The 25,535-nt window shown below is 69.4% G+C and carries 23 protein-coding genes; 9 read left to right on the top strand and 14 right to left on the bottom strand.

The window, feature by feature from the left end; genetic code table 11:
- From CVV72_RS07285 to CVV72_RS07265, 5 genes are read right to left on the bottom strand one after another with little or no spacing between them, the layout of a single operon-like run.
- Nucleotides 1-2,724, bottom strand: a complete 2,724-nt coding sequence (locus tag CVV72_RS07285) for an AbfB domain-containing protein (protein ID WP_219151643.1) — start codon at nucleotides 2,722-2,724, stop codon at nucleotides 1-3.
- A gap of 9 nt (nucleotides 2,725-2,733) precedes the next feature.
- Nucleotides 2,734-3,726 carry an ABC transporter permease gene (locus CVV72_RS07280; protein WP_219151642.1) on the bottom strand — a complete coding sequence of 331 codons (993 nt, stop codon included), beginning with the start codon at nucleotides 3,724-3,726 and terminating at the stop codon, nucleotides 2,734-2,736.
- Entirely contained in the window at nucleotides 3,723-4,679 is a 957-nt protein-coding gene (locus CVV72_RS07275) for an ABC transporter permease (protein WP_219153855.1), read from the bottom strand. The genes CVV72_RS07280 and CVV72_RS07275 overlap by 4 nt, the downstream gene beginning before the upstream one ends.
- Nucleotides 4,680-4,717: 38 nt before the next feature.
- Nucleotides 4,718-6,190 carry a sugar ABC transporter ATP-binding protein gene (locus CVV72_RS07270; RefSeq protein WP_219151641.1) on the bottom strand — a complete coding sequence of 491 codons (1,473 nt, stop codon included), beginning with the start codon at nucleotides 6,188-6,190 and terminating at the stop codon, nucleotides 4,718-4,720.
- A gap of 2 nt (nucleotides 6,191-6,192) precedes the next feature.
- A complete protein-coding gene (locus CVV72_RS07265; RefSeq protein ID WP_219151640.1) occupies nucleotides 6,193-7,260 on the bottom strand; it encodes an ABC transporter substrate-binding protein in 1,068 nt (355 codons plus the stop codon).
- Between the two features lie 161 nt (nucleotides 7,261-7,421).
- Between CVV72_RS07265 and CVV72_RS07260 the strand changes: the two genes are divergently transcribed.
- The 5 genes from CVV72_RS07260 (at nucleotide 7,422) to CVV72_RS07240 (ending at nucleotide 12,181) form a co-directional block, all read left to right on the top strand.
- Nucleotides 7,422-8,420: a LacI family DNA-binding transcriptional regulator gene (locus CVV72_RS07260; protein ID WP_219151639.1), complete on the top strand. Its 999-nt coding sequence runs from the start codon at nucleotides 7,422-7,424 to the stop codon at nucleotides 8,418-8,420.
- A gap of 90 nt (nucleotides 8,421-8,510) precedes the next feature.
- Nucleotides 8,511-9,614, top strand: a complete 1,104-nt coding sequence (locus CVV72_RS07255) for a sensor histidine kinase (protein WP_255632563.1) — start codon at nucleotides 8,511-8,513, stop codon at nucleotides 9,612-9,614.
- Entirely contained in the window at nucleotides 9,611-10,252 is a 642-nt protein-coding gene (locus tag CVV72_RS07250) for a response regulator transcription factor (protein WP_219151637.1), read from the top strand. Before CVV72_RS07255 ends, CVV72_RS07250 begins: the two co-directional genes overlap by 4 nt.
- Nucleotides 10,253-10,421: 169 nt before the next feature.
- Nucleotides 10,422-10,820: a hypothetical protein gene (locus CVV72_RS07245; RefSeq protein ID WP_219151636.1), complete on the top strand. Its 399-nt coding sequence runs from the start codon at nucleotides 10,422-10,424 to the stop codon at nucleotides 10,818-10,820.
- A gap of 2 nt (nucleotides 10,821-10,822) precedes the next feature.
- Entirely contained in the window at nucleotides 10,823-12,181 is a 1,359-nt protein-coding gene (locus tag CVV72_RS07240; RefSeq protein ID WP_219151635.1) for a DJ-1/PfpI family protein, read from the top strand.
- Here the strand turns inward: CVV72_RS07240 and CVV72_RS07235 are convergent.
- Nucleotides 12,115-13,068, bottom strand: a complete 954-nt coding sequence (locus CVV72_RS07235) for a nitroreductase family protein (RefSeq protein WP_219151634.1) — start codon at nucleotides 13,066-13,068, stop codon at nucleotides 12,115-12,117. The genes CVV72_RS07240 and CVV72_RS07235 overlap by 67 nt on opposite strands.
- 100 nt (nucleotides 13,069-13,168) lie before the next feature.
- Nucleotides 13,169-13,528 (bottom strand): antibiotic biosynthesis monooxygenase, encoded by a 360-nt coding sequence (locus tag CVV72_RS07230; protein WP_219151633.1) that lies wholly within the window; start codon nucleotides 13,526-13,528, stop codon nucleotides 13,169-13,171.
- Between the two features lie 50 nt (nucleotides 13,529-13,578).
- On the opposite strand from CVV72_RS07230, the gene CVV72_RS07225 reads away from it, so the two are divergent.
- Both CVV72_RS07225 and CVV72_RS07220 read left to right on the top strand, forming a co-directional pair.
- Nucleotides 13,579-14,427 (top strand): DUF1206 domain-containing protein, encoded by an 849-nt coding sequence (locus tag CVV72_RS07225; protein WP_219151632.1) that lies wholly within the window; start codon nucleotides 13,579-13,581, stop codon nucleotides 14,425-14,427.
- Nucleotides 14,428-14,478: 51 nt separating this feature from the next.
- A complete protein-coding gene (locus CVV72_RS07220) occupies nucleotides 14,479-15,828 on the top strand; it encodes a DUF2252 domain-containing protein (protein ID WP_219151631.1) in 1,350 nt (449 codons plus the stop codon).
- 19 nt (nucleotides 15,829-15,847) lie between these two features.
- Here the strand turns inward: CVV72_RS07220 and CVV72_RS07215 are convergent, their stop codons facing one another.
- The 3 genes from CVV72_RS07215 to CVV72_RS07205 all read right to left on the bottom strand — a co-directional run bounded on the left by CVV72_RS07215 (nucleotide 15,848) and on the right by CVV72_RS07205 (nucleotide 20,697).
- Complete coding sequence (locus tag CVV72_RS07215) at nucleotides 15,848-18,418, bottom strand: FtsX-like permease family protein (protein ID WP_219151630.1); 2,571 nt, start codon at nucleotides 18,416-18,418, stop codon at nucleotides 15,848-15,850.
- A 4-nt stretch (nucleotides 18,419-18,422) separates the two neighbouring features.
- Nucleotides 18,423-19,163, bottom strand: coding sequence for an ABC transporter ATP-binding protein (locus CVV72_RS07210; protein WP_034319075.1), 741 nt, complete (start codon nucleotides 19,161-19,163; stop codon nucleotides 18,423-18,425).
- A 115-nt stretch (nucleotides 19,164-19,278) separates the two neighbouring features.
- Nucleotides 19,279-20,697 carry an amidase gene (locus tag CVV72_RS07205; protein ID WP_219151629.1) on the bottom strand — a complete coding sequence of 473 codons (1,419 nt, stop codon included), beginning with the start codon at nucleotides 20,695-20,697 and terminating at the stop codon, nucleotides 19,279-19,281.
- Between the two features lie 159 nt (nucleotides 20,698-20,856).
- Between CVV72_RS07205 and CVV72_RS07200 the strand changes: the two genes are divergently transcribed.
- Nucleotides 20,857-22,179, top strand: a complete 1,323-nt coding sequence (locus CVV72_RS07200; RefSeq protein ID WP_219151628.1) for an MFS transporter — start codon at nucleotides 20,857-20,859, stop codon at nucleotides 22,177-22,179.
- Nucleotides 22,176-22,745, top strand: coding sequence for a nuclear transport factor 2 family protein (locus CVV72_RS07195; RefSeq protein WP_219151627.1), 570 nt, complete (start codon nucleotides 22,176-22,178; stop codon nucleotides 22,743-22,745). Before CVV72_RS07200 ends, CVV72_RS07195 begins: the two co-directional genes overlap by 4 nt.
- A gap of 109 nt (nucleotides 22,746-22,854) precedes the next feature.
- Here the strand turns inward: CVV72_RS07195 and CVV72_RS07190 are convergent, their stop codons facing one another.
- From CVV72_RS07190 to CVV72_RS07175, 4 genes are read right to left on the bottom strand one after another with little or no spacing between them, the layout of a single operon-like run.
- Nucleotides 22,855-23,496 carry a response regulator transcription factor gene (locus tag CVV72_RS07190; RefSeq protein WP_219151626.1) on the bottom strand — a complete coding sequence of 214 codons (642 nt, stop codon included), beginning with the start codon at nucleotides 23,494-23,496 and terminating at the stop codon, nucleotides 22,855-22,857.
- Between the two features lie 13 nt (nucleotides 23,497-23,509).
- Nucleotides 23,510-24,736, bottom strand: a complete 1,227-nt coding sequence (locus tag CVV72_RS07185) for an amidase (RefSeq protein WP_219151625.1) — start codon at nucleotides 24,734-24,736, stop codon at nucleotides 23,510-23,512.
- Entirely contained in the window at nucleotides 24,733-24,993 is a 261-nt protein-coding gene (locus CVV72_RS07180) for a hypothetical protein (protein ID WP_219151624.1), read from the bottom strand. The genes CVV72_RS07185 and CVV72_RS07180 overlap by 4 nt, the downstream gene beginning before the upstream one ends.
- Nucleotides 24,990-25,490, bottom strand: coding sequence for a flavin reductase (locus tag CVV72_RS07175; RefSeq protein WP_219151623.1), 501 nt, complete (start codon nucleotides 25,488-25,490; stop codon nucleotides 24,990-24,992). The genes CVV72_RS07180 and CVV72_RS07175 overlap by 4 nt, the downstream gene beginning before the upstream one ends.
- Between the last annotated feature and the right edge of the window lie 45 nt (nucleotides 25,491-25,535).

The following is a 25,535-nucleotide window of genomic DNA, read 5'->3' as shown; positions in this document are numbered from 1 at the left end:
CTACGGAGCCCAAGCCGCGGAGACCGCCCAGGTCACGTCCTGGTCGTACGAGACCGGATTGTCGAACAGGTGGCCACTGCCGCTGGCGGCGACGTAGACCTCCTCGGCGTAGCGCCGCATGTTCGTGCCCAGTTCGTTCACCGACGCCAGCCGGACTCCGCCGGCCCCGGGCTGGGCGCAGAACGTCGCGTCCTTCCGGAAGAGGTCGGTGTTGTCGTTCCCGCCCAGCCGCACCCGGAAGTCCGCGTGCCGCAGGAACTGGCCCGGATAGTTCCGCGCCTCCAGCGAGTAGCACGACGGATCCGCGAGGCCGCGCCGCACGACGAACGTCGCGTCCGCCTTCAGCAACGCCGCGCTCCCCCCGTTCACCACGTCCGTCCGCGCGAGACCGTCACGGTGCCGCAAGAACCGGTCGGTGAAGCCGGGTGTGGTCACCTTGAACGATCGCGCCTGGTCCAGCGGCAGATCCGCGCCGCTGCGCCAAAGCGGGACCGACGCCGCCCACGACGTGTCCGCCGCGAAGCTCGACGGCGTGTCCCATGGGTTCGCCCCGCCGCTGCGCGCGAGATAGACGGTCGCGGCGTAGTGCCGGAGATAAGCGCCACGCTGGTTGAAGGACTCCAAAGCCGTTCCGCCCGCGCCTTCCCTCGCGCAGAAGGTCGCGTCCCCGGCGAACAGCGCCGATCCGTCGTTCGCGTCCTTGCGGATCCGTGATGACGAATGCCGCAGGAAGTGCCCGGGGTAGTTCCGCGACTCGAACGACAGGCACGACGCGTCGGCCAGCCCCTGACGAGCCCAGAACGTCGCGTCCTTCTTGGCGAGGTCCGCACTGCCCTCACCAAGGACGTCGGTCCGCGCGAAATCGTCCTGGTGCCGGAGATAGCGATCCGTGTACCCCGCCGTGGTGACCCGCAACGACACGAGTTCACCCCTGCCCACCTCGGTGCCCTTGGCGATGGCGAGCACCCTTTGGTTGATCTCGCGGACTCGCGCCTCGGTCATCTTCAGCACGCGGCGGTCGTAGGTGTAGAAGCCGTTGACCTCGTTCTCGACGTCGTACGGCTCGGTGTAGACCGACGCGGAGAGCCCGCGGCCGTGCACGAACCGCCCGACCTGCTTGGTGATCTCCACGTACCGGTTCGTCAGCGACGTCTCGTCCGGATACAGCGCGCCGTACGCGAACCCCCTGCCCGGCTCCCATTCGTGTCCGGCGATGCGCCTGCCGAGGCCGCCGTACTCACCCAGCACGGCGATCCGGCGCGCGTCAGGTTGTCTCGTTCCGGTGGAGACCTGGTACGCGTGATCGTCGATCACGTCACCGTTGCCCGGATCCGGATCGGACACACAGCAATTGGATCCGGAGTTGTGGTTGATCAGCCGGGTGTCGTCGATCGAGCGGACCAGGTCCACGATGCGCCCGGCCTCGTATTCCCCCCAGCCTTCGTTGAACGGGACCCACTGCACGATCGAGGTGATGCTCTTGTGCTGCTCGATCATCCGCCGCAGTTCGGACTCGAAGTTCGCGTGCCCGTTCGGGACCTCGTCGACCGAGTCGAGCGACGGCATGTCCTGCCAGACCATCAGCCCGAGCCGGTCCGCGTGGTAGAACCACCGCGCCGGCTCGACCTTGATGTGCTTGCGGACCATGGTGAAGCCCAGCGCCTTCTGCCGTTCGAGATCGAACCGCAGCGCCTCGTCGGTCGGCGCGGTGTAGATGCCGTCCGGCCAGTATCCCTGGTCCAGCGTGCCCAGCTGGAAGACGAACTTCCCGTTGAGCAGCGGCCGCATCACGCCGCCGACCATCGCCTTGCCCAGCGACCGCATGCCGAAGTACCCGGTGACGACGTCGCCTCCCGGCAGTCGGACACGCAGGTCGTAGAGGAACGGGTCGTCCGGCGACCACAGCCGCGCGTTCGGTACCGGAATCCGCAGGCGGGAACCGACGGCACCGGTGGCGGTCCCGATCACTTGACCACCCGAAAGGACTTCGGCGGTCGCTTGCTGCCCGGCGGTCCCTTGGACGACGAGGTCGAGCGCGCCGCCGGGAACATCGGGGGTGGTGTCGAGCCGCGTGATGTGTTCGGCACGCACGGGTTCCAGCCAGACGGTCTGCCAGATCCCCGACGCGGCCGTGTAGAAGATGCCGTCGGGGGTCTTCCGCTGCTTCCCCACCGGGTACCGGCTTCCGTCCACAGGCGACGCGACGCCGACGACGATCTCGTTCTCCCCCGCCTTGAGCGCCGGGGTGATGTCGAACGAGAAGGCGTCGAAACCGCCGGTGTGGCTTCCGACGGACGTCCCGTTGACCCAGACTCGGGTCTCCCAGGTGACGGCACCGAAGTTGAGCTTCACGCGTCGACCGTCCCAAGTGGACGGAACCGCGAAGGTCCGGCGGTAGAACATGTTGTCCTCGTGCCGTTTGATCCCCGACAGCATCGACTCGATCGGATAAGGCACGAGGACGTTCTCGCCCAGCGGCCTGCCGATCGGCGGCGAGTTCAGGTTCGGCGCGCCGGTGAAACCCCAGGTCCCGTTGAGGTTGAGCCACTCCGAGCGCACCAGTTGCGGGCGCGGGTACTCGGGGAGCGCGTTCGACGGGGAGACCTGGTCCGTCCACGGGGTCGGGAGCGGGACGGGGGCGGCTTGGGCGACCGGGACGAGTGTCGTCGCGGCGGCCAGCAGACCGGCCACGACGCTCAGTGCGCGCGCGGTTCTTCGGTGCATGCGATCTCCCTATCTCCGGGCGGTCGTACGGGCCAATGACCGTTGCAGCACAACGACCACCAAGAGGAACGCGCCGCTGACCACCGACTGGTAGTTGCTGTCGAGAGTTCCTATCTGGTTGATGACGTTCTGGATGACCGTTCGGATGCCCACACCGATGACGGTTCCGAGAATCGTGCCCATTCCGCCGGTCAGCAGGGTGCCCCCGATGACGACGACGGAGATGGCGTCCAGTTCGAGGCCGACCCCGATCACCGTGACGCCGGATTGGAGGTACGCCGCGGTGAGCGCGCCCGCCAGCCCGGACAGGACGCCGCTCATCACGTAGACGGTGACCTTGGTGCGGGCCACCGGCAGCCCCATCAGTCTCGCGGACTGCTCCGATCCGCCGGTCGCGAACACCGACTGCCCGAACCGGGTCCGCCGCAACAGCAGCCCGCCGACCAGGCAGAGCGCCGCCGCGATGAACACCGGATAGCCGAACCCGAACAGCGTGCCGCGCCCGAGTTCGACGAACGCCTCGCCTTCCGGGATCTTGTACGTCGTCGCGCCCTCGCTGGTGATCGCGAGCAGCAGCCCGCGGGCGAACAGCAGGGACGCCAGCGTGACGATGAACGGTGCCATCCCGGTCTTCGCGACCAAAAGCCCGTTGATCAGGCCGATCAGCCCGCACACCGCCAGTGGCAGCAGCAGAGCCACGAGGAATCCCCATTGTGACCCGTAGGCGGCGAGGACCCCGCCGAGCGCGTAGACCGATCCCACCGACAGGTCGATGCCGCCGGTGATGATCACGAACGTCATCCCGAGCGCGATGATGGCGAGGAACGAGCTCTGCAACGCGATGTCGCGCAGATTGTCCAGGCTGCCGAAGCGCGGGAACAGCAGCCACGCGACGGCGACCATGAGCACCAGCGCGATCGCCGCGCCCTGTTTCTGCAGCACTCCGGTCATCAGCTCGCGCCGCGTGGAGTCCTGGGCGGCCATCGTGGGCGCCGCGGTCATCGGCTGCTCCGTTCCCGTGCGACGTACACCGCGCCGACGATGATCGCGGCCTGGATCATCTGCGCGGTCGAATCCGGCAGGTTGTGCTTGATGAGCGTGGCGCGGACGAGTTGCATGAGCAGGACCCCCATCACCGTGCCGAGGATGCGGACCCGGCCGCCGGTCAGCGGGGTGCCGCCGACCACGACCGCGGTGATCGCGGACAGTTCCATCAGCAATCCGGCGTCAGCGGGGTCGCCCGCGCCGAGCCGGGCGGTGGAGAGCACCCCCGCCAGTGCCGCGAGCAACCCGCAGATCGCGTAGACACCGATGAGGACGCGAGTGACCGGAAGCCCGGCGAGCACGCTGGCCCGCCGGTTGCCACCGATCGCGACCAGCCGCCTGCCGAACGCCGTCTTCCCGACCAGCGCCGCCATCAGCACGGCCAGGACGGCCGCGATGAGCACGCTCACCGGGATCCCGAGCACCTCGCCGGTGCCGAGCGCGAGGAAATCCGGATCGTGCAGCTGGATCAGCCGGCCGTCGGCGAGGACGAGCGCGAGCCCGCGGCCGCCGACGAGCAACGCCAGGGTCGCCACGATGGGTTGGATCCCGACTCTGGCCACGAGAACGCCGTTGAACGCCCCCGCCGCCAGCCCCGCGGCGAGCGCGATGGCGACCGCGGGCAGCGTTCCATAGCCGAGGTAGAGCGGGACGAGCGCGGCCGACAGCGCCATCACCGCGCCGACCGACAGATCGACGCCCTCGGTGCCGATCACCAGTGCCATCCCGAGCGCGACCACCAGTACCGGCGCGGCCTGGATGAGCTGGGTGCGGAAGTTGCCGACGGTCAGGAAGTTCGCCGTGAACGCGATGTTGAACAGGACGAGCGCGACGACGGCGACATACACGCCGTACTCCTGCAGCCATCGTGCCGCCCGGGTCCGGTCCACCGTTTTCGCCGTCTCCGCCATGGTGGGCCCCGGTTCCTCCGTTCTCCGCTGGGTGCTGGTCATTCCGCGCCGCCCGAGGCGATCGCCGCCAGCACGTGGTCCTGCGTCAGCTGCTCCCCCGCCAGTTCCCCGACCACCGCGCCGTCCTTGAGCACGATCAGCCGGTCGGCGCCGTCGAGGAGTTCGTCCATCTCCGACGAGATCAGCAGGACGGCGAGCCCTTCTTTCGCGAGTTCGTCGATGAGCGCCTGCACCTCCGCCTTAGCGCCGACGTCGATCCCCCGGGTCGGCTCGTCGAGCAGCAGCACCTTCGGTTCGGTACAGAGCCAGCGGGCCAGCAGCACCTTCTGCTGATTGCCACCGGAAAGCTCCGCGACCTTCTGATCCGGGCTGGACACCTTGATCCGCAGGCGTTTCACGAACGTGTCGACGATCCTGTCCTGCCGGGCACGGCTGACCAAGCCGAACCGGGACAGCTTCGGCAGCGCGGCGAGCACGATGTTCTCCCGTACCGAGAGATGCGGGATGATTCCCTCGGTCTTGCGGTCTTCGGCGAGCATGCTGACCCCCGCGCGCATCGCGGCGGCCACGTTCCCTTGCGGGACCTGCTTCCCCCCGACGAGGACGGTGCCACCGGAGAGCGGCAGGTCGCCGACGATCGCACGCGCGGTCTCGGTCCTTCCGGAGCCGAGCAGCCCCGCGAGGCCGACGATCTCGCCGGGTTTGATCTCCACCGAGACTCCGCCCAGCCGGTTGCCGCTGGTGAGGCTCTCCGCGCGCAGCACCGGTTCCCGGCCGGCCTCGTGGTCGCCCTCGAACGCCGTCGCGCCGTGCGAACGGATGTCACCGACGCTGCGGCCGAGCATCATCGACACCAGTTCCAGCCGCGGCAGGCCGGCGAGCGGTCCGGTGTGGACCCGCTTGCCGTCCCGCAGCACCGTCACCCGTTCGCAGATCCGGTACAGCTCGTCCATGCGGTGGCTGACGTACACGATCGCGATCCCGCGTTCGTGCAGCCTGCCGATGACCTCGAACAGCGTCTCGACCTCACGCGGCTCCAACGAGGACGTCGGCTCGTCCATGATCACGACGTCGGCTTCGACCGACACCGCGCGGGCCAGCGCGACCATCTGCTGCGCGCCGACACCGAGTGTCCCGAGTGGACGCCGGACGTCGGTGTCGATGCCGTAGTCCTTCAGCAGCGCCGCCGCGTCGGCGTTCATCCGCGCCCAGTCCACCAGCCCGAACCGCTTCCGCGGCTCGCGGCCGAGGTACACGTTGCTCGCCACGCTCATCAGCGGGATGAGATTGACCTCCTGGTAGATCGTGGAGATCGCGCCCCGCGCGTGGATCGTGCCGGAATCCGGCTTGTGCACACCGGTGAGCACCTTGATCAGCGTCGACTTCCCGGCGCCGTTCTCGCCCACCAGCGCGTGCACCTCGCCCGGCCACAGCGCGAACGACACGTCGTCGAGCGCGCGAACCCCGGCGAACGTCTTCGTCACGCCTTCGACCTCGAGAACCGGTTCCATCGTCAGTACGCGTTCCCGATCTTCTGGGCCGCGTTCGCCGAGTCGTACTGGTCGTCGGAGATCACCACGGTCGGCGGGATCTCCTTGCCGGCGGCGAAGTCCTGCAGCGTCGAGAAGGCGAGCGGGCCGAAGCGCGGATTGGACTCGATCACCGCGTTGTAGCTGCCGTCGGCGATGAGCTGGACGGCGTTGCGGGTGCCGTCGATCGAGACGATCTTGACGTCCTTGCCCGGTGTCTTGCCCGCGGCCTTGAGCGCGGTGACCGCGCCGATGCCCATCTCGTCGTTCTCGGCGTAGACGGCGGTGATCTCCGGATTGCTCTGGATGAGCTGCTCCATGACCGCCTGGCCCTTGGACCGGTCGAACTCGCCGGTCTGCTCGGCGACGATCTGGATCCCCGTCGTCGAAGCGATCTCGTCCTTGAAACCCTTGGTGCGGTCGGTGGTCACGTTGTTGCCCGACGCGCCGAGCAGGATCGCGACCTTGCCGGTGCCGCCGGTCGCCTTCACCATCTCCTGCGCGGCGCGCTTGCCCTGCTCGACGAAATCGGAGCCGATGAAGGTCAGGTAGTCCGTGCACGGCTGCGAGGTCACCTTGCGGTCGATCGTGATGACCGGGACCTTCTTGGCCTTCGCCGCGTCGAGGGCGGGCTGGAGACCGTCGGAGTTCAGCGGCGCGACGATGAGCAGCTGCGCGCCCCGGTCCAGCAGCGACTTGATGTCGCTGACCTGCTTGTTGAGATCACTCTGCGCGTTGGTGATCAGGAGCTTGTCCGCCGGGACACCGAGTTTCGTCGCTTCGTCCTTGATGGACTGGGTCTCGGCGATGCGGAACGGGTTCGCCTCCTTCTCCGACTGGGAGAAGCCGATGACCGCGTTCTTCACGTCCACCTGCGGGTAGCCGGTCTTCTCGCGGGCGCATCCCGGCCCCGCGGCCTGGTTCGGCGCCGCGGAAGCGGCGGGTCCCGCCCCCGACGGGGCGGATTGCTGGGTCTCGCGGCTGGTGCAGGCCGTCAGCGCGAGCGCGAGGCCGGTCACCAGGAGCAGGGTGCGGCGGATGGGCAGGGACATCGATCGCTCCTCGGGGAAGTCGAGCACACGGATCTGCGGTGACCCATGTCACTCATCAGGACGATGCCAGATTTACATCGTTGGTACAACGTTGTAAATCCGCCGTTCGCGCGGCTAGGCTGTGCCGGATCTGTGCCGGAGCACTGCAGAGGGGAGCGAGGGTGGCCACGCTCAAGGACGTCGCCAAGCTGGCGGGCGTCTCGGTCAAGACCGTGTCGAACGTGGTCAACGGCTACGACTTCGTCAAGCCGGAGAACCGCAAACGCGTCGAGGAGGCCTTGGCGTCGACCGGGTACCGGCCCAACCTGGGCGCCCGCAACCTCCGCCGCGGCCGCACCGGCTTCCTCGGGCTGATGCTGCCCGAGCTGAGCATCCCGTACTTCGGCGAACTGGCGGGCCTGGTGCTGCAGGCGGCGCAGGAACACGAGTGGAACGTCCTGATCGAACAGACCCTCGGCACCAGGGAACGCGAGCGCAACGCGCTGTCCGCGCTCGGCCCGCATCTGATCGACGGCGCGATCATCAGCCCGGAAGCGTTGCACACCAACGACTTCGAGGATCTGGCGCCGGGCGTGCCGCTGGTGATGCTCGGCGAGCACGTCGTCGACGTCCCGATAGACCACGTCGGCATCGACAACGTCCAGGCCGCCAGGATCGCGGTGCGGCACCTGATCTCGCTCGGCCGCCGCCGGATCGCCGCGATCGGCGCGCATCCGCAACGCCACACCGCCGCGCAACGGCTGGAGGGCTACCACTCCGCGCTCGAAGAGGCCGGGATCGTGCCCATCCCGGACCTGGTCCTGCCCGCCCTGCGCTACCACCGCGCCAACGGTGCCGAAGCGATGGCGCACCTCCTCGCGCTGCCCGAACCGCCCGACGCGGTCTTCTGCTTCAACGACCTTCTCGCGATCGGCGCCCTGCGCGCCGCGGCCGAACGCGGCGTCCAGGTGCCGTCGGACATGGCGATCGTCGGCTTCGACAACAACGAAGAGAGCGCGTACAGCCTGCCTTCGCTCACGACGATCGCGCCGGACAAGGCGGCGATCGCGCGGGCCGCGGTCGACCTGCTGCGGCGGCGTATCGCGGGCGGTAGCGACCTGGAACCGGAAGACGTCCAGACGCCGTTCTCGCTGGAGATCCGGAACAGCACCATCGCTTGACCCCCGCATTTCGTCCTCTGAATGCGGTAGTTGCGTGTGCAAGGATCGCATTCAGAGGACTAAACGCGGGACTCGTGGCATTGTGTGTCCGTGAACCGGGCCCTGGCAGTGCTGACGCTCGTCGCGTACGTGACGTTGCCGCTCGGCTCGGCCAAATACGAGACGCTCGTACTGCCGACGCTTCTCGCCGGACTGGTCTACGCGGCGATCGCGATCGCCGGCTTCCCCTGGGCGCAGGAACACGGGCGCGCTTGGGCGATCGCGTACGTCTGCGTTCAGCTGCCGCTCGGCTTCACCCTGTTCTCGCTTTCGGGCGCCGCCGTCGGCTCCGTCCTGCTTCTCGTGGTCCTCGTCTGCCACACCGTGTTGCTGCTGCCGCTGCCGGTGGCTTTCGGGGTCGCCGTCCTGATCCCGTTGATCCACCTGCCGATGGCGCCGCTGGACGGGCTCCGCGAGGGCCTCGGGACCCTCGCGGTCATGGTCTTCGCCGCCGTGGTGACCGAGTTGGTCGTCCGGGAGAAGCGTGCGCGAGAGGAACTGGCCGAGGCCCACGAACGTCTTCGCGACCAGGCCGCGCAGGCCGAAAAGCTCGCCACGATCCAGGAACGCAACCGTCTCGCGCGCGACATCCACGACGGGCTCGGTCACCATCTCACCGTCGTCCAGATGATGTTGCAGGCCGCCCGCGCGGTGATCGGCACCGGCGACGCGGACCGGGCCGATGGGATGCTCGCCAAGGCACAGGACCAGTCGCGCGAGGCGTTGGCGGAGGTCCGCCGATCGGTCTCGGCGTTGCGGGAGCCGCGTTCCGAACCGCTCGCGGACGCGGTGCGGACCCTGACGGAGGAGACTTCCGCGGCGGGCGTGCCGACCGGGTTCGAGGTCAAGGGCACCGCGCGGGACGCTCGCGCCGACGTGGAGGAGTCGCTGTTCCGGGCGGCCCAGGAGGGATTGACCAACGTGCGCAAGCACGCGCGGGCCACCGCCGCGACCGTCGTGCTCGACTACGCCGTCGCCGATCGAGTCCGGCTCGAAGTCCGCGACGACGGGCTCGGATTCGCCGGGGATCCCCCGCCGGACAAGGGTTTCGGTCTCGTAGGACTGCGGGAGCGGGTCACCGGGCTCGGTGGCAGCATCTCTGTCGACTCCGAAGAAGGGCACGGGTTGACGCTCACCGTGGAGGTGCCGGGATGAGCGTCCGGGTGCTGATCGTCGACGACCAGGCGTTGTTCCGTGAAGCGTTGGCGACCCTGCTGGAGGTCCAGCCGGAGATCGATGTCGTCGGCGAGGCCGCGAACGGCGAGGAGGCCGTCCGGCTCTGCGCCGAACTCCGCCCCGACGTCGCGCTGATGGACCTGCGGATGCCGGTGCTGGACGGGATCGCGGCCACCGCGCGGCTTCGGGCCGAACAACGGGACGTGCGCGTCCTGGCGCTGACGACGTTCGACGACGACGAGGACGTGTTCGCCGCGTTGCGGGCGGGCGCCGTCGGCTATCTGCTCAAGGACGTCTCGTCGACGCGGCTGGTCGAAGCGCTGGTCGCGGCCCAGCGGGGTGAATCGGTGCTGCAACCGTCGGTCGCGGCGAAACTCGTCGCGAGGGTGGCGCGGCTGCCTGCCGAGGCGCCACAGCCGTTGGCGACCCCGCTTTCGGAGCGTGAACTCGAGGTCGTCCGGCTCCTGGCGGGCGGCCGCAGCAACCGCGAGATCGCCAAGACGCTGTTCCTCGCCGAGGGCACGGTGAAGAACCTCGTGACGAGTGTCCTGTCCAAGCTCCAGGTGCGGGATCGCACCCAGGCGGCCCTGCGCGCGAAGGAGCTCGGCCTGTTCTAAGCGGGTGTTCGGTTTTTTCGCGTGATCAGAGGGACGACACACGTGATCAGAGGGACGACACGCGTGTCCAGGCGGACGTCACATGACCTCGTACATGACTTCCGGCACCTGCTCCCATGCCCCGCCTCGGCCGAACATTGCTCCCATCGCAACGACCGAGGGAGCAGCAATGAAGCACACGACAGAACCGAGGACCCGTAAGCAGGCCGTCCTGCACTTCGTCCGCCACGCCGTGGAGATGCTGGTCGCGATGGTGGCAGGCATGATCGTCCTGGAGCCGGTCTGGTCGTTCCTGTGGCCGGGCCTTCCCGGGAACGTGACCGCGAACGCCTTGGTGATGGCCACGAACATGTCGATCGGCATGGCGTTGTGGATGCGGATCCGGCGTCACGACTGGGCTTCGATCGCCGAGATGTCGGCCGCGATGTACGTGCCCTATCTGCTGTTCCTGCCGTTCTTCTGGACCGGCCTGATCTCGGGATCGGCAGTGATGACGGCCGGGCACGTGCTGATGGTGCCCGCGATGCTCGGCGCCATGTTCCGTCGCCGCGCCGAGTACGGGCTCTGACCATGCGATTCCTCACCGTTCTGGCGTTCACCGTCGCCGCGCTGGCACTGCCGGTCACTCTCGGCGCGGTCACCCTGAGCGCCAGTTTCGAGAACCGCTACACGCAGAGAAGCGATGGGATCGCGCCGCGCCCGGCCCACCGGCCGCACGATCCCGCGAAGCCCACCGCGGTGGTCGTCGTGGGGAACGAGGGTGCCGTCGTCTCCGACGCGCTCGCGCCCTACGAGGTCCTGGCGGCGGCCGGCGCGTTCAACGTCTACACCGTCGCGCCGGAGGCCCGGCCGGTCACGCTGACCGGCGGTCTCGACCTGATCCCCGACCTGGATTTCGCCGATCTCGACAGGCTGCTTTCCTCCGCCGCGCCGGACGTCGTGGTGGTGCCGGCGCTGCCGGATCTCGGCGAGCCGACCACGCGGCCGGTCACCGACTGGGTGAAGCAGCAGTCGGCGCGGGGCTCGCTGCTCATGAGCGTCTGCAACGGTTCGGGCGTCCTCGCCACGGCCGGGCTCCTCGACGGGCGGAAGGCCACCGCGCACTGGATCCGCATCGGTGGCTTCGAAGACGAATTCCCCACTGTGGACTGGGTTCGCGGCACGCGCTACGTCGACGACGGGAACATCCTGACCACGGCCGGGATCCTCTCCGGGATCGACGGGGCACTTCGCCTCACCGAGCGCTTCGCCGGTACAGAGGCCGCGCGGAGGGCGGCGGAAGCCGTCGGCTGGGGCCACTACTCCCCCGGTTCCAGTCCGCCGATGACGCAGAACACCTTCGAAGCCGCGGACACCGTGGTCGGGTTCAACACCGCCTTCCGGTGGGACAAGCCGATGCTGGGTGTGCTGCTGACGAACGGGATCCGGGAACTGGAACTCGCCGCGGTGTTCGACACCTACGGCCAGTCGCTGGCGGTCGGGACGACGGCGATCGGTCTCGACGGCACGCCGATCCGGTCCCGGCACGGACTGACCTTCGCGCCGCGCGGCACGCCGGCGACCGCCGAACTCGACCGGTTGATCGTGCCCGGCGCCGACGCGGCCGCGAGCCAAGCCGCCGATCGGTACTCCGTGCTCTCGCCGGTGTATCTGCACTCGGCGCCGGGGTTCCCGTTCGACGCCGTACTCGAAGACCTCGTCCGCACCACGGACAGCGCGACCACGCGGTGGACGGCCAGAACACTGGAGTACCGGACCGGCCACCTCGCGCTCGACGGTGAAGCGTGGCCGTGGACGGTCACGCTCCGGCCGTTCGGGTCGGCCGTCCTCGGTCTGCTCGCGGCATTCGGGATACGAGCCCTCTATCGCCGGATCCGGATGACCTCACCGACCGGGCGGCGAGGTGTCGGGGAACCCGGGAAGCCGTAGCCGAGGCGGAAAATGGCCTGCGGGTGTTCGCTTTCGCCGAGCAGGGACCGGAGTACGGCGCGAGCGGACGGGATTTCCAAGGGCTGCGAATAGAACGACGCGCTCAGACCGAGCGAAGTCGCCGTCAGCAACGTCCGTTGCATCGCCTGCCCGGCCCGGATCTGGGCGAGCGGTCCGTCGGTCGGCGTCGTCAGTACCGCGACGACCGGGTCGCGTTCGAATTCCCGCAACCGGTCGCTCTCCCCGTGGTGGCGGACCGGCAACAACCCTCCGGCGGGACGGGGCCCGCCCGCGTAGGCCGGAACTCCGTCGCGGTTCTCGCCTCCCCTGGTCCACCTCCGGAGCTCGGCCTGGAAGCGTTCGTCGAGCGTCTGCAGGTGATCCGCCCGGCGGATGAGCCCGGCGACGGCCTCCAGCAGACCCACTTCGTCGAGCAGGACGAGTTTCGCTCCCCCTTCGCCGGCGGCCCGGCGCACCGCGTGCCGGACACCGGCCGGAACCGGTGTCGAGGCGAACGGCCGTCGGTTGCTGTACCTCACGCGGATCGCCGCCGCCAGGCGGCCCTCCGCCGCCGTCGCCCGGTGCCGGGGCCCGATCCGGACCCTGGCCAGCAGTTCCGGCCGGTCCTTCTCCGGCAGGAACTCCACGTCGCAGGACCGCCCGGCGACAGCGAGCGAGAGTTCGAGATTCAGCAACGCCGCGCCGCAGGACAACCGCGCCTCACGCCGATCCGGATCACAGACGTCCAGCACCCGGTCCTCGTCGAGGACGACGTCGATGACGTCCGCTCCGACTTCGAAGAGCCACGGCTGGGTGTTGTGGGGTGACGGCGCCCGAACGGCGGCCTCCAGCGAGGTGGTGACGACCGGTGTTTCGGTGAGGATCATCGCGGCTCCCTAGCCGGAAGGTGTCCTCCCAGTCTGTCGGGCGGCAGCCGGCACCGTGAGTGGCCGTGGTCCTTTTCGGATCGGGACCTTCGGCCCTGGGTCAGTCACCGGTCCGCGGGCCGGGGCCGGTCTCCCGGACGACGCGGTAGCGGGGATTCGCGCTCACCAGCGACTCGACTTCACCGGGCAGGCCGTCGAGCGCGGCTTGGATGGCCGCGAGCCGTCCTGCGGCGTCCGACGTCTCCTCGAAATGCCGGTAGTCCGCCTCGCTCGCCCAGCTGACGACGTTGACGACACGCGTACCGTCCACGCTCGCGTGGAAGCGGGCCGAGACGTACCCCGGGTAGAACCGGACCCAGCGCTCCTGGATCTCCGCGAAGGCCTCGACCAACGCCGCCTGGGTCTCCGGCCCGTCGACCGCGTACTCGATGATCGAGTAGAAGCCCTTGTCCTCACTCATGTTCACTCCTCGAAGCAGATGGTGAACCCGAGCCTTCACCCTCGACCTCGGTGGAGATCAAGAGTGACCTGCCCGACAGGTTCCTCCGGCCGGGTCTGGTGGACGGACGCCCACTCGACAAGGATCGGCCGATGCGCGAGAGCAAGACGTTCGACCTGATCGCCCGAGGCGGGCTCATCTGCTACGCGGTCGTGCACCTGCTCGTCGCCTGGCTCGCGGCTCAGGTCGCGCTCGGCGACAAGGCGAAGGCGGACAAGGCGGGAGCGCTGCAGATGGTGGTCGCCGAGGGCGGCGCGTGGCTGCTGTGGCTGATCGCGGCCGGTCTCGGCGTCCTGGCGTTGTGGCAGCTCAGCGAGGCGATCACCGGGCACCGGCACGTCAAGGCGCGGCGGCGGACCGTGCGCCGGATAGTCAGCGCCATCGAGGTCGTGCTGTACGGCCTCGTGTCCTACAGCGCGGTGAAGACCGCCGTCGCGGGCGCCGACGACGGGCAAGGCTCGCTCGTCGCCGGGATCCTCGCGGAGTCCTACGGCCAGGCCCTGGTCACGACCGCCGGGATCGCCGTCGTCGCGGTGGCGGTGTTCCTCGCCCAGCGCGGCTTCCGGAAGACCTTCGTGCGGGAACTCGACTTCGGCGGCGCGTCCGGGCCGACCCGCACCACGACGATCCGGCTCGGGCAGATCGGCTGGATCGCGCTCTCCGCCGCGTACGGCACCATCGGTGTGCTGACGGTCGTCGCCGCGGTCACCTTCGACCCCGCCAAGGCGAGCGGACTCGACGTGGCCCTGAAGACGCTCGCCGCTCAGCCCTACGGCGTTCCGATGCTCCTCACACTCGCGGCGGGAATCGCCGCGTTCGGCGCCTTCGCGCTGCTGGACGCGCGTTTCCGGAAGATCTGACCTGCCCGGCGAACCGACCTGTGGCACCGTGAACGACGTCGGGAGGTCGTGATGACAGGTGTGGTCGGACTGATCCGCGAGCAGGGCGAGCACGAACGTCAGACGCGGATCGTCGAAGTGCTGGTGGAGGCCTTCGAGGACCTCATGCGCGCGGACGCCGACGCGTTCCGCCGCAAGTTCCGCAAGATGGCCGCCGCCCCGTTCGCCTTCTATCGGGGCTCGGCGTGCCTCTTCTACGCGGACATGGCGCACGAGGACGATCCGTGGGCGAACGCCGAAACCAGCCGCGTGTGGATCCAGGGCGACCTGCACGCCGAGAACTTCGGCAGCTACATGGATTCTTCGGGGACGCTGGTGTTCGACGTCAACGACTTCGACGAGGCGTATCTCGGCTGCTTCACCTGGGACCTCAAACGACTCGCCGCCAGTGTCGCGCTGCTGGCGTGGAGCAAGGCGATTTCGGACGACGACATCGAGACGCTGATCGGCACCTACCTCCGCGCCTACGTCAAACAGGTCCGCGAGTACGCCGAGCGACCCGGTGATGAACTCGTCCGCCTCCAGCTGGACAGCACCGAGGGCGTCCTGCACCAGGTCCTCCTGCGAGCCCGGCTCAAGACCCGGATCGACCTGCTCGACGAACTGACCACTGTGGAGGACTACGACCGCCGGTTCCGGCACGGGCCCGGTGTCCGGGTCCTCGAGAAGGCCGAGCACGAGATCGCGACCAAGGCCTTCGAGTCCTATTTGGACACCATTCCGGAGAACAAGCGGTTCGGCAGCATCACCTACCGGGTCAAGGACATCGTCGGCCGGACCGGATTCGGCATCGGCTCCGCCGGGCTGCCCGCGTACAACATCCTCGTCGAAGGCCGTACCCAGGCACTCGAGAACGACGTCGTCCTCTCCATGAAGCAGGGGAACGTCGCCGCGCCGAGCCGCATCGTGTCCGAAGAGAGCATCCGCGGCTACTTCACCAACGAAGGGCACCGGACCGCCGTCTCCCAGCGCGCGTTGCAGGCGCACGCGGATCCCTGGCTGGGGTACACGGAGATCGACGGGACCGGGTTCGTCGTCTCGGAGCTCTCGCCTTACGTCGACGACCTGGACTGGTCGGATCTGACCGAGCCGTCCGAGATGGGGCCGGTCCTCGACTACCTCGGCCGGGCCACCGCGAAGATGCACTGTGTGTCCGATTCGGACTCCGAGCAGACCCTCGTCGATTTCCAGAGCGAAGCGGCCATCGCCGCGGTGATCGGCGACCGCGAGGAGGAGTTCGTCCGCACGCTGACCGAGTTCGGGATGGCCTACGCCGAACAGTCACGGAACGACCACCGGTTGTTCGTGGACGCCTTCCGCGGCGGGAAGATCCCCGCCGTCCGGCCCGCCGCGGAGGGCTGACCGGACGACGGGGAACGCGCTACTCGCGGAGGCCGATCGCTTCGATCGGCTTCGACCGCAGGGCCACGCGGGTGGCGAGACCGAGCGACAGGACGCCGAGCAGGATCGCCCCGGCGATGACCCCGCCGAAGACGGTGATCGTGCCGGACGGCAGCGGCGTGCCGCGCAGGCCGAGGTTCAGCAGTACCAGCGGAACCCCCGCCACCACGGTCCCCAGCAGCGCCGCGACACCGACCGTCGTCAGCGCTTCGAAGCGCATCATCCGCACGACCTGGCGTTTCGTCGTGCCGATCAGGCGCAGGAGCGCGAACTCCCGGGAACGCTGTGCCGTGCTCATCACCAGGGTGTTCGCCACGGAGATCACGACGTAGCCGAGGATCACGCCGACCGCGACCAGGTTCACGTAGAACTGGGCCTGCTGCTGCCCGCCGGCGGGCGCGGCCACCGCCGACCCCGGTGTCACGGCGAGCCCCGGGTAGCGGGTCGCGAGATCGTTCAGCGCGGCGGTCACGGTGGCGGCGTCCGCGTCGGGCTGCTGCCGCACCAGCACCGCGTCGTCCAGCCGATCGCCGGTGTGCGCCCTGGCGAGGTCCGCGGGCAGCACGTAGCGGCCGAAAGCCTGGTCGCGGGTGTAGGTGGCGACCAGCCGCAGTTTGGCCGGAGCGCCGTCACCGAAGTAGAACTCGACCTCGTCGCCGATCTTCTTCTCGTACCAGCCTGCTTCCGATTCGCTCATGGCGACGGTGTTCCCGGTCAGGTCGGTGATCTTGCCCGACACCACGCCCAGCTCGAGGTTCCCGCGGATCTGCGCGCCGTCCAGTCCTTGCGCCGCGTACCGCTCGACGCGCAGGCTGTCCTGTTCCTGCACCGTGTTGATCACCTCGGTGCGGACGACCGGGGTCGCGGCCGCGACGCCGGGGATCCGCCGCGCCGCCTCGGCGACCTCCGGCGAGAGCCCGCCCGTGCCACTGGCGAGCACGTGGTCCGCGGTGGTCGATGCGACGGTCTCCTCCTGGCGCGCGGCGGCCCCGGAGGTCTGGCTGTAGAACATCGTCAACGCGAACGAGACCGCCAGCATCACCGGGGTGACCGCAGCGGCGAGGCGCCGCGCGTTGGCCTGGTTGTTCGCCGCGGCCAGGTAGCCGCTGATCCGCGACGTCCGGTTGAGCACCGGCGCGATCAGCCGCGTCATCACCGCGACCACCTTCGGGCCGAGCACGGCCAGCCCGATCACGATGATCAGTGACGAACTCCCCGAAGCCGCGAGACCCGCGTCGCCGCTGAGGAAGATCGGGACCATCGATCCGCCGAGACCGGCCACCACCAGCGCACAGCCGATGAGGACACGGACGCGCCCGAGTTCGCGCCGCTCCACCGCGGCCTCGCCGAGCGCCTCCACCGGGCGGATCGACGACGGGCGCCGCGACGCCGACCAGGCGGCCAGGCGCGCCGTGCCGAGGCCGAGCGCCAGTGCGGCGACGAGCGGGATCGGGCTGATCGCCAGTTCGAAGTCCGGCGGGATCACGCCGATGGCCCCGAACGCGTTCCGCAGCCCGAATCCGACGGCCACACCGAGGCCGCTGCCCAGCACCCCGGCGACCATCGCGACGATCATCGTCTCGGCGCCGATGAGCTTGCGGATCTGCTGGGGGGTCGCCGCGATCGCCCGCAGCAACGCGAACTCCCGGCGACGCTGGTTGATGACCAGCGCCAGCGTGCTGGCCACGACGAACACCGCGATGAGAAGCGCGAAGCCGCCGAACGAGCCGGCCAGCGCCATCAGCAGCATCCGCGTCTGGCTGACGTCGAGGAACTCGACCGTGCTGCGCTCGACCCCCGTCGTCACCGTCACCTTGTCGGTACCGATCGTGTCGCGGATCCGGTCGGCGAGGTCGCCCGGCGTGACACCCGGGTCCGCCAGTACACCGATCGCGTGCGCCTGTCCGGGTGTCCCGGCGAGTTCGGCGGCCTTCTCCGGCGAGAAGAACACCGCGGATTGCCGGGCGAGGCCGTCGCCCGACTTCGGGGCGGCGATACCGGAGACCCGGAACTCCACCGGCGCCGAGCGGACGGCGATCTTCACCCGCTGACCGGCCGACACCCCGCTCCGCGACGCCAGGTCCGCGTCCAGGACGACCTCGTCGGCGCCCGCGGGCGCCCGGCCGTCACGCAGCGAAAACGGCGCCAGCGCCGCGGCGTCCCAGTTGTGGCCCAGCGACTGGCCGCCTTCGGGACCGTTCAGCGTCCGGCCGTCGGCCGTCACCACGGTCGCCGGGAAGCTCTGCTCAGCCACCACGCCGCGGACCCCCGGCACCGCGGAGATCGCCCCGGCGAGGCTCACCGGCACCGAAGCCTGCTCGGCGACCTGCTGGGTCTCGAGCGGACCGGCGCCAGGCGGGTCGACCTTCTGCTGGCCGCCGACGACGACCGCCGCGTCCGCGTACCGCTGTGTCGGGACACCCGCGCGCAAGCCGGATTCCATCAGGATGCCGCAACCGGCGACCAGCGCCGTCCCGCAGAGGATCGCGACGAACGCGCCGACGAAACCACTCAAGCGGGTCTTGATCGTCTGCCAAGCCAAATCCCACATGACGTCACCACTCCCCGAGGTGGGTCATGCGCTCGGCGACCCGTTCCGGGGTCGGCTGCGGGAGGTGGCCCGCCAGCTTGCCGTCGGCGAGGAACAGCACGCCGTGCGCGGCCGACGCCGCGACCGGATCGTGGGTGACCATCAGCACGGTCTGGCCCATGCTGTCCACAATGGAGCGGAGCAGGTCGAGGACCTGGCGCGCGGTGCGCGTGTCCAGTGCCCCGGTCGGTTCGTCCGCGAGGACGACCTCGGGCCGGGTGATCAGCGCGCGGGCGATCGCGACCCGCTGCTGCTGGCCGCCGGAGAGCTCCGACGGGCGGTGTTCGAGCCGCTTCGCGATCCCGACTCCTTCGACGATCTCGCGCAGCCACTGCGGATCCGGCTTCTTCCCGGCCAGCCGCATCGGCAGCGTGATGTTCTGCAGCACGTTCAACGACGGCAACAGGTTGTAGGCCTGGAAGATGAACCCGATCCGGGTCCTCCGCAGCTCGGTGAGCGCTTTCTCACGCAGCCTGTTCAGCTCCGTGTCCCCCAGCAGCACCCGGCCGGAACTCGGCTTGTCCAGTCCCGCGGCGCAGTGCAGGAAGGTGCTCTTGCCCGATCCCGACGGTCCCATCACCGCGGTGAACGAGCCCTTGCGCACCTCGACGGTCACCCCGTTCAAGGCCGTGACCGCGCCGTCACCGGATCCGTAGACCTTGCTCACGGATTCCAGCGCCAAGGCGCGTGTGCCCCCTGAATTCATCATTTCCCCTTAACCGGTGGTGATCTCTCTCGATGAAACCTACGGCCGGGCAGGGCTCGGATCGATCCCGCGTGAGGGAAGACTCGTGGTGGTGCTGGCACCACCATGACGCCGGTCACGTCGGCGGGATCGACGGACGGCGAGCGGTGTGCCCGTTCGCCTTCTCCAGCGCGTGCGCGATCCCGAGCGCGCGCAGGTCGGCGTGCCGCGCCGTGACCACCTGCACCCCGACCGGCAGCCCCTCGCCGGTGAAGCCCGCCGGGACGGCGGTCGCCGGGCATTCCGTGGCGGAGATCAGGTAAGCCGCCCGCATCCAGTGCAGGTAATCCTCCACTTCGGACCCGCCCACCGTCTTCGGGTACTCCAGTTCCGCGTCGAACGGAAGCGCCTGGCTGGCGGGAAGAACGACGGCGTCCACAGTGGTGAAATAGGCGCGGACCCGGTGGAAGAGTTCGGTGCGCAGCCGGATGGCCGTGGCGACGTCCGCTCCGGTGAGCGCCCGTCCTTTCGCGACATTCCAGTGGATGGCCTGCTTCACCTTGTCCGGTTCGCCGTCGACGAGGTCACCGACCCCTTGCGCGTAGTTCAGGGCGCGGAAGGTCTGGAAGACCTCCTCGGCCCCGGTCAGGTCGGGACAGCCGGAGACGACTTCGGCACCGAGGCAGCGCAGGACGTCCACCTGGGCTTCCACGATCGCCGCGACTTCGGCGTCGACAGGGACCCGGCCGTCCAGGTCGGGTGAGACCGCGATCCGCAGGCCGTCCAGCCGGGTCGGCAATCCGGCCGCGAAGACGGCGCCGGATTCGGGCAACGACAGCGGTGCGCGCTCGTCCGGGCCCGCCTGTACGGACAGCAGAAGGGCCGCGTCGGCGACCGTGCGCCCCATCGGGCCTTGGACGCCGAGGGTGAACCAGGCATCCTTCGCAGGCCATGCCGGGACCCGCCCCGGACTCGGGCGATGGCCGACGACGTTGCAGAACGAGGCCGGATTCCGCAGCGATCCGCCCATGTCGCTGCCGTCGGCCAGCGACGTCAGCCCCGCCGCGAGCGCGGCCGCGGCGCCGCCGCTCGAACCACCCGCGGAGCGGTCCGGCGCGTACGGATTGCGGGTCAGGCCGAACACCGGGTTGAAGGTGTGCGAACCCGCGCCGAACTCGGGAACGTTCGTCTTGCCGAAGACGATCGCTCCCGCCGCCCGCATCCGGGCGACGACGAGTTCGTCGGCGTCGGGCACGTTGTCCTCGAACGCGGGCGAGCCGAAGGTGGTGCGCATCCCGGCGGTCGCGTGGAGATCCTTCACGGCGAGCGGAAGCCCGTGCAGGGGCCCGAGCGGCCGCCCGGCAGCCTGTGCTTCGTCGGCCGCCGCCGCGGCGGCCCGCGCCTTGTCCTCGTCGATGCTGACGACGGCGTTCAGTACCGGGTTCAGCGCCGCCACGCGGTCGAGAGTGGCGTCGAGCAGTTCCCTCGCCGACAACTCGCCGGAGGCGAGCATCCGGGCCTGGGTGGTGGCGGGCAGATCGTTGATCGCGCTCACGCGCGGACCTCCTCGATATCGGTGGCTCGGTAGGGAAAACCTTCAGTCCGGCAGCGGGTTCCTCCACTAGGCGCGGCACGTGGAGCTTCCTACGTTGGGACGAACGTTGCCGGGGAGGGGCGCAACGCCGACCGTCCGTCACCGTTCAAGGAAGAGCGCATGACAGCATCCACCGCTCCATCCAAGACCACCTCCGCCCAGACCCGCAGGCTCGCGATCGGCGCGGGCGCCGGAACCTCGCTGGAGTTCTTCGACTTCTCGATCTACACGGTCGCTTCCGCGCTGGTCTTCCCCAAGGTGTTCTTCTCCGGCGACACCGACCCCTGGTTCGCCTCGTTCATGAGCCTGACGACCTACACGATCGGCTACGTCGTCGCACCGCTCGGCGCGATCGTGATGGGCTGGGTGGGCGACCGCTACGGCCGCCGCCGCGCCATGCTCATCACCTTCTACCTCATGGGCGCGGCCACCGTCCTGATGGGACTCCTGCCCGGCTACGCCACCCTCGGGGTGGCCGCACCGCTGCTGCTCGTCCTGTTGCGACTGGTGCACGGCTTCTCGCGCGGCGGTGAACTGGGCGGGGCCTCGGTGCTCGCCGTGGAGCACGCGCCACCGGCGCGGCGGGCGGCGTTCGGCGCGTTCGTCGCACTGGGCTCACCGCTGGGCGCGCTCCTGGCGAACCTCGCGTTCGTGTTGATCTTCTACTTGCCGCAGGGCGTCATCACCAGCTGGGGCTGGCGGATCCCGTTCATCGCCGGCGCGGTCGTCCTGGCCATCGGTGTCTGGGCGCGGCGTGCCCTCGAGGAATCGCCCGTGTTCCACGAACTCGCGGCCAGCAAACTGGACAAGAAGATCGTCAAACTGCCGATCTGGAACGTCATCCGCGACAACTGGGGCAAACTGCTGCTCGCGGCGGGCGCGAACACCGGGCTCAACGGTGTCATGTTCGTCCTGGCCGGATTCATGCTCTCCTATGCCGCCGGTCCGGCGCCGAAGGGCCTCGGCCTGGACATCCAGGACGTGCTGTGGTGCACCTTGCCCGGCCTCGCGCTCCACGCGGTCACGGTCGTGCTCGGCGCCCGGCTCTCCGACAGGCTGGGCCGCAAACCCGTGATGCTCGCGTCGGCCGTCGCGGTGCTCGCCTACATGTTCCTGCTGTTCCCGATCGCGCGGATCGGCACGCTGGCCGCCTGGACGCTCGCCATCGCCGTCGGTTTCGCCCTCACCGGGTTCCTGTTCGGCCCGCTGATCACCTACTTGACGGAACTGTTCACGCCCGAGCAACGGCAGTCCGGCGCCGGGCTGGCCTACCAGCTCGGTGCGGTGCTCGGCGGCGGCCTCGCGCCGTCGATGGCGAACCGGCTCATCGAATGGACCGGCACCTCGGCGTCCGTCGGCCATTACCTCGCGGGCGGGATGGCACTGACCGTCGTCTGCCTGCTGGCCCTTCCCGAAACCGCACCAGTGAGGACCCGCCGATGAAGGACGAACTCGCCGAATTGCGTCACCGCGTCGAGGTGCTGGAGGCCGAAGCCGAGATCCGCCGGATCCAGGCCCGCTACATGTTCCTCTGCGACACGCCGTGCCCGGAATACGGCGTCACCGGTGACGACCACCGCATCGAACTGATCCTCGAGCTGTACGCGGAGGACGCCGTCTGGGAGGGCGTCGGCGAGCACTACGACGGGCAGTTCGGCCGGGCGGTGGGCAAGGACCGGATCCGGGCGCATTTCGAACGGTTCTGGGATGAGAAGCGGGATCCGGCGCTGGTCCTCAACGCCCACTACCTGACGTCGGAGCAGATCCACGTCGACGGGGACCGGGCGGAAGGGCAATGGATCCACGTGCAGCCGTGGCTGTACGCCGACGGCACCGGCCTGCTGCGATCGAGCAGGCTCAACAACGCCTTCCGGCGCCACGACGGCCGCTGGCTCATCACCCGCACGCGGACCGAGAACGTCTTCATCGCCCCGCTGCCCGGCGGTTTCGCCTCGGACTTCCCGGCGGCGTCGGTGCTGATGGCGCCGGGCTCCGCTGAGGGTTCGTGATCGAGAGCGTAACTCGCGTGATTGGAGGCGTAACTCGCGTGATCAGACGCGTATCTCCGAGTTACGCCTTCAATCACGCGAGTTACGCCCTCAAACACGAGAATCGCGCCTAGACGGTGACCTGGTGCTGGAGGACGTCGCGCACCAAGGTGCCGAGGCTGTCCGACTCGGTTTTGGCCTTGATCCGGGCCCGGTGCACATCGACGGTCTTCACGCTGGTGCCCAGCCGGCGCGCGATCAGCTGGCTGGGCAGACCGTCGATCACCAGCCGGAGCACCTCCCGCTCACGCGGGGTCAGAGTCCCGATCCGCTCGGTGACGGCTTTGCGGCATGCGGCCGCCGAGAAACGTTCCGCCGCGACGACCAGCTGCGCTTGCACGACCTCCAGCATCCGCTGCGGCTCGTACGGCTTCTCGAGGAAGTCGACGGCGCCCAGCCGGAGCGCCCGCACCGACATCGGGATGTCTCCGTGCGCGGAGCAGAAGATCACCGGTGCCGGGAATTCGCGCGCGACGAGTTTCTCCTGCAGTTGCAGTCCGCTGAGCCCCGGCATCCGGACATCGACGATCAGGACGCTCGGCTCGTCGGGGTCGAACTCCTCCAGGAACGTCGGCCCGTCCGGGTAGACGAGCGCCTGGATGCCGACGCTCTCCAGCAGGAACACCAGGGATTGGCGGATGGCCTCGTCGTCGTCGACGATGTAGACCACCGGCGACGTCTCGCCGCCGGATGCGGAATCGGTGGTGACCATGGAGTGCTCCCTATCATGAATCCCCGGCGAGCACCCGCTCCGCCCAGCAGGCGTGCCCGAGCAGTGCGGCGTCGCCGCCATGACGACCGACCAGCTGCAGCCCGAGCGGCAGGCCCGCCGCGTCGGTGAACCCGGGCAGCGCGACGGCGGGCAGGCCGAGCGCCTGCCAGCCCCGGCTCAGCACGGGATTCCCCGTCGCGTCCAGCCCTCGTGGCGCCGCGCCGGGCGCGGCCGGGCCGAGCACGACGTCGTAGGAGTCGAACACCTCGGTGAGCCGAAGCGCGCCGTCGGCGATGGTCGCGCGGGCGCTTTCGTACTCGTCGGACGAAGTCGCGGCGCCGGTCCGCAGCAGATGCGCCAAGGGAGCGCTCAACCGCTCGGCCACGGCGAGCTCGGCGGCTCTTTCGCGGGCCGCCTCGTAGGCCATCACCACCGGATGCGCATCGGTGAGGTCGGCCATTAGTCGCTCGCCGAGGAAAGCCGAGACCGCCGCCCCCGCTTCCCGCAGACGCTTCGCCGCTTGTGTCACAGCGTGCCGCATCGGCGCTTCGACGACGTCGAGCGCGTCGGCCGACCACACCAGGATCCGCGGCGGCCGAACGTGAACGGGTTCGCCGGTCAGCGCGGACCAGGCGATCGCGAGGTCGGAGGCAGTGGCCGCGAAGACGCCGTGGCTGTCCAGGCTGGGGCTCAGTCCCGTCACCCCGGTGACCGGATACCGGCCATGGCTCATGACCAGCGAGGCGACCCCGCAGTACGACGCCGGTCGGGTGACCGATCCGGCGGTTTGCGAGCCCAACGCCAGCGGAACCTGCCCGGACGCGACGGCGGCGGCCGATCCGCTCGACGAGCCGCCCGGGGTGTGACCGGGGGCCGCGGGATTGCGGGTCGGGCCGGGGGCGAAGAACGCGAACTCGGTGGTGACTGTCTTTCCGAGCGGCACGGCGCCGGCCGCGCGCCACGCGGACACGATCGTCGCGTCCGAGGCCGCCGGAGCCGCCTCCGCGCGCAGCGCCGAACCGCACCGGGTGGGCACCCCTGCCAGATCGATGATGTCCTTGACCCCGAGTGGCACGCCCGCGCCCGGCAGGAAGCCCGCCCGATCGACCCAGGCGCGCAGATCCGCGTCCGTCTCGGCGATCCGGCCCAGTGCGCGCTGGTAAGCATCCTCCGGAGTGGTCCGCCCCTCCCGCAGATCCCGGACGAGTTCCCGCAGCGACCACGGGCGCGCGAGCCTCACCGCTCCACCCACGCGGCATCCGCTTCCCAGTAGTCCATGCCGCCGGCGCTCACCCCGTGCCGCCACTCCGAGGTACGCCTCAACAGGGGCTCGACCCGCGCGGTCACCTCGTCGGCGGCGTCGGGACCGTCGGCCGGGACCTGCCAGTGGACCCACTCCAGTTCGCGGCCCTCGGCGTCGTGCACGAACAGGTCCACGTGGCGCCACCCGTACCCGTGGTTGTCGTTGTAACACATCAATGTGGTGCGCTCGCTCATGGCGCGATCCGGTGGAATTCGCGCCGGAAGTAGGCGAGCCCGCCGGCGTCCTCGTTCACGAAGACGTCCTCGATCTCGACGAAGAGCACGGTGTGCGTGCCCTGGGTGAACTCGGCGCCGACCCCGCCGATGAGGACGGCGGCCGCGTCGCGGACGACGGGGATGCGGAACCGGTCGTGCTCCCAGACTTCGAACCGGAACCGGTCGAGCATCGGCACGTCCGTCGCACCGGCGAACTGCAGGGCCAGTTCCTTGTGCTGGGGCGCCAGGACATTGATGGCCATCCGGCCGTTGGTCCGGAAGATGTCGTGCGTGTAGCTCGACTGGTTGACGCAGACCAGCAGGGTCGGCGGCGTGTCGGTGACCGAGCAGACCGCGCTCACCGTGATGCCGGCGCGGCCGCTGACGCCGTCGGTGGTGACGATGTTGACAGCCGTCGAAAGGTTCGCCATCGCCGCGCGAAACCTGCGCTGGGTGGTGGTCAGCTCATCGGGCATACCTCGACGCTAGAGCCGTGGCCGAAACCGGCGATATCCCGAGTT

The sequence above is a fragment of the Amycolatopsis sp. TNS106 genome (assembly GCF_019330265.1).
Lineage (GTDB): Bacteria > Actinomycetota > Actinomycetes > Mycobacteriales > Pseudonocardiaceae > Amycolatopsis > Amycolatopsis lurida.
The sequence above is the reverse complement of the archived record's forward strand: the minus strand, read 5'-3'. Positions and strand labels throughout refer to the sequence as shown.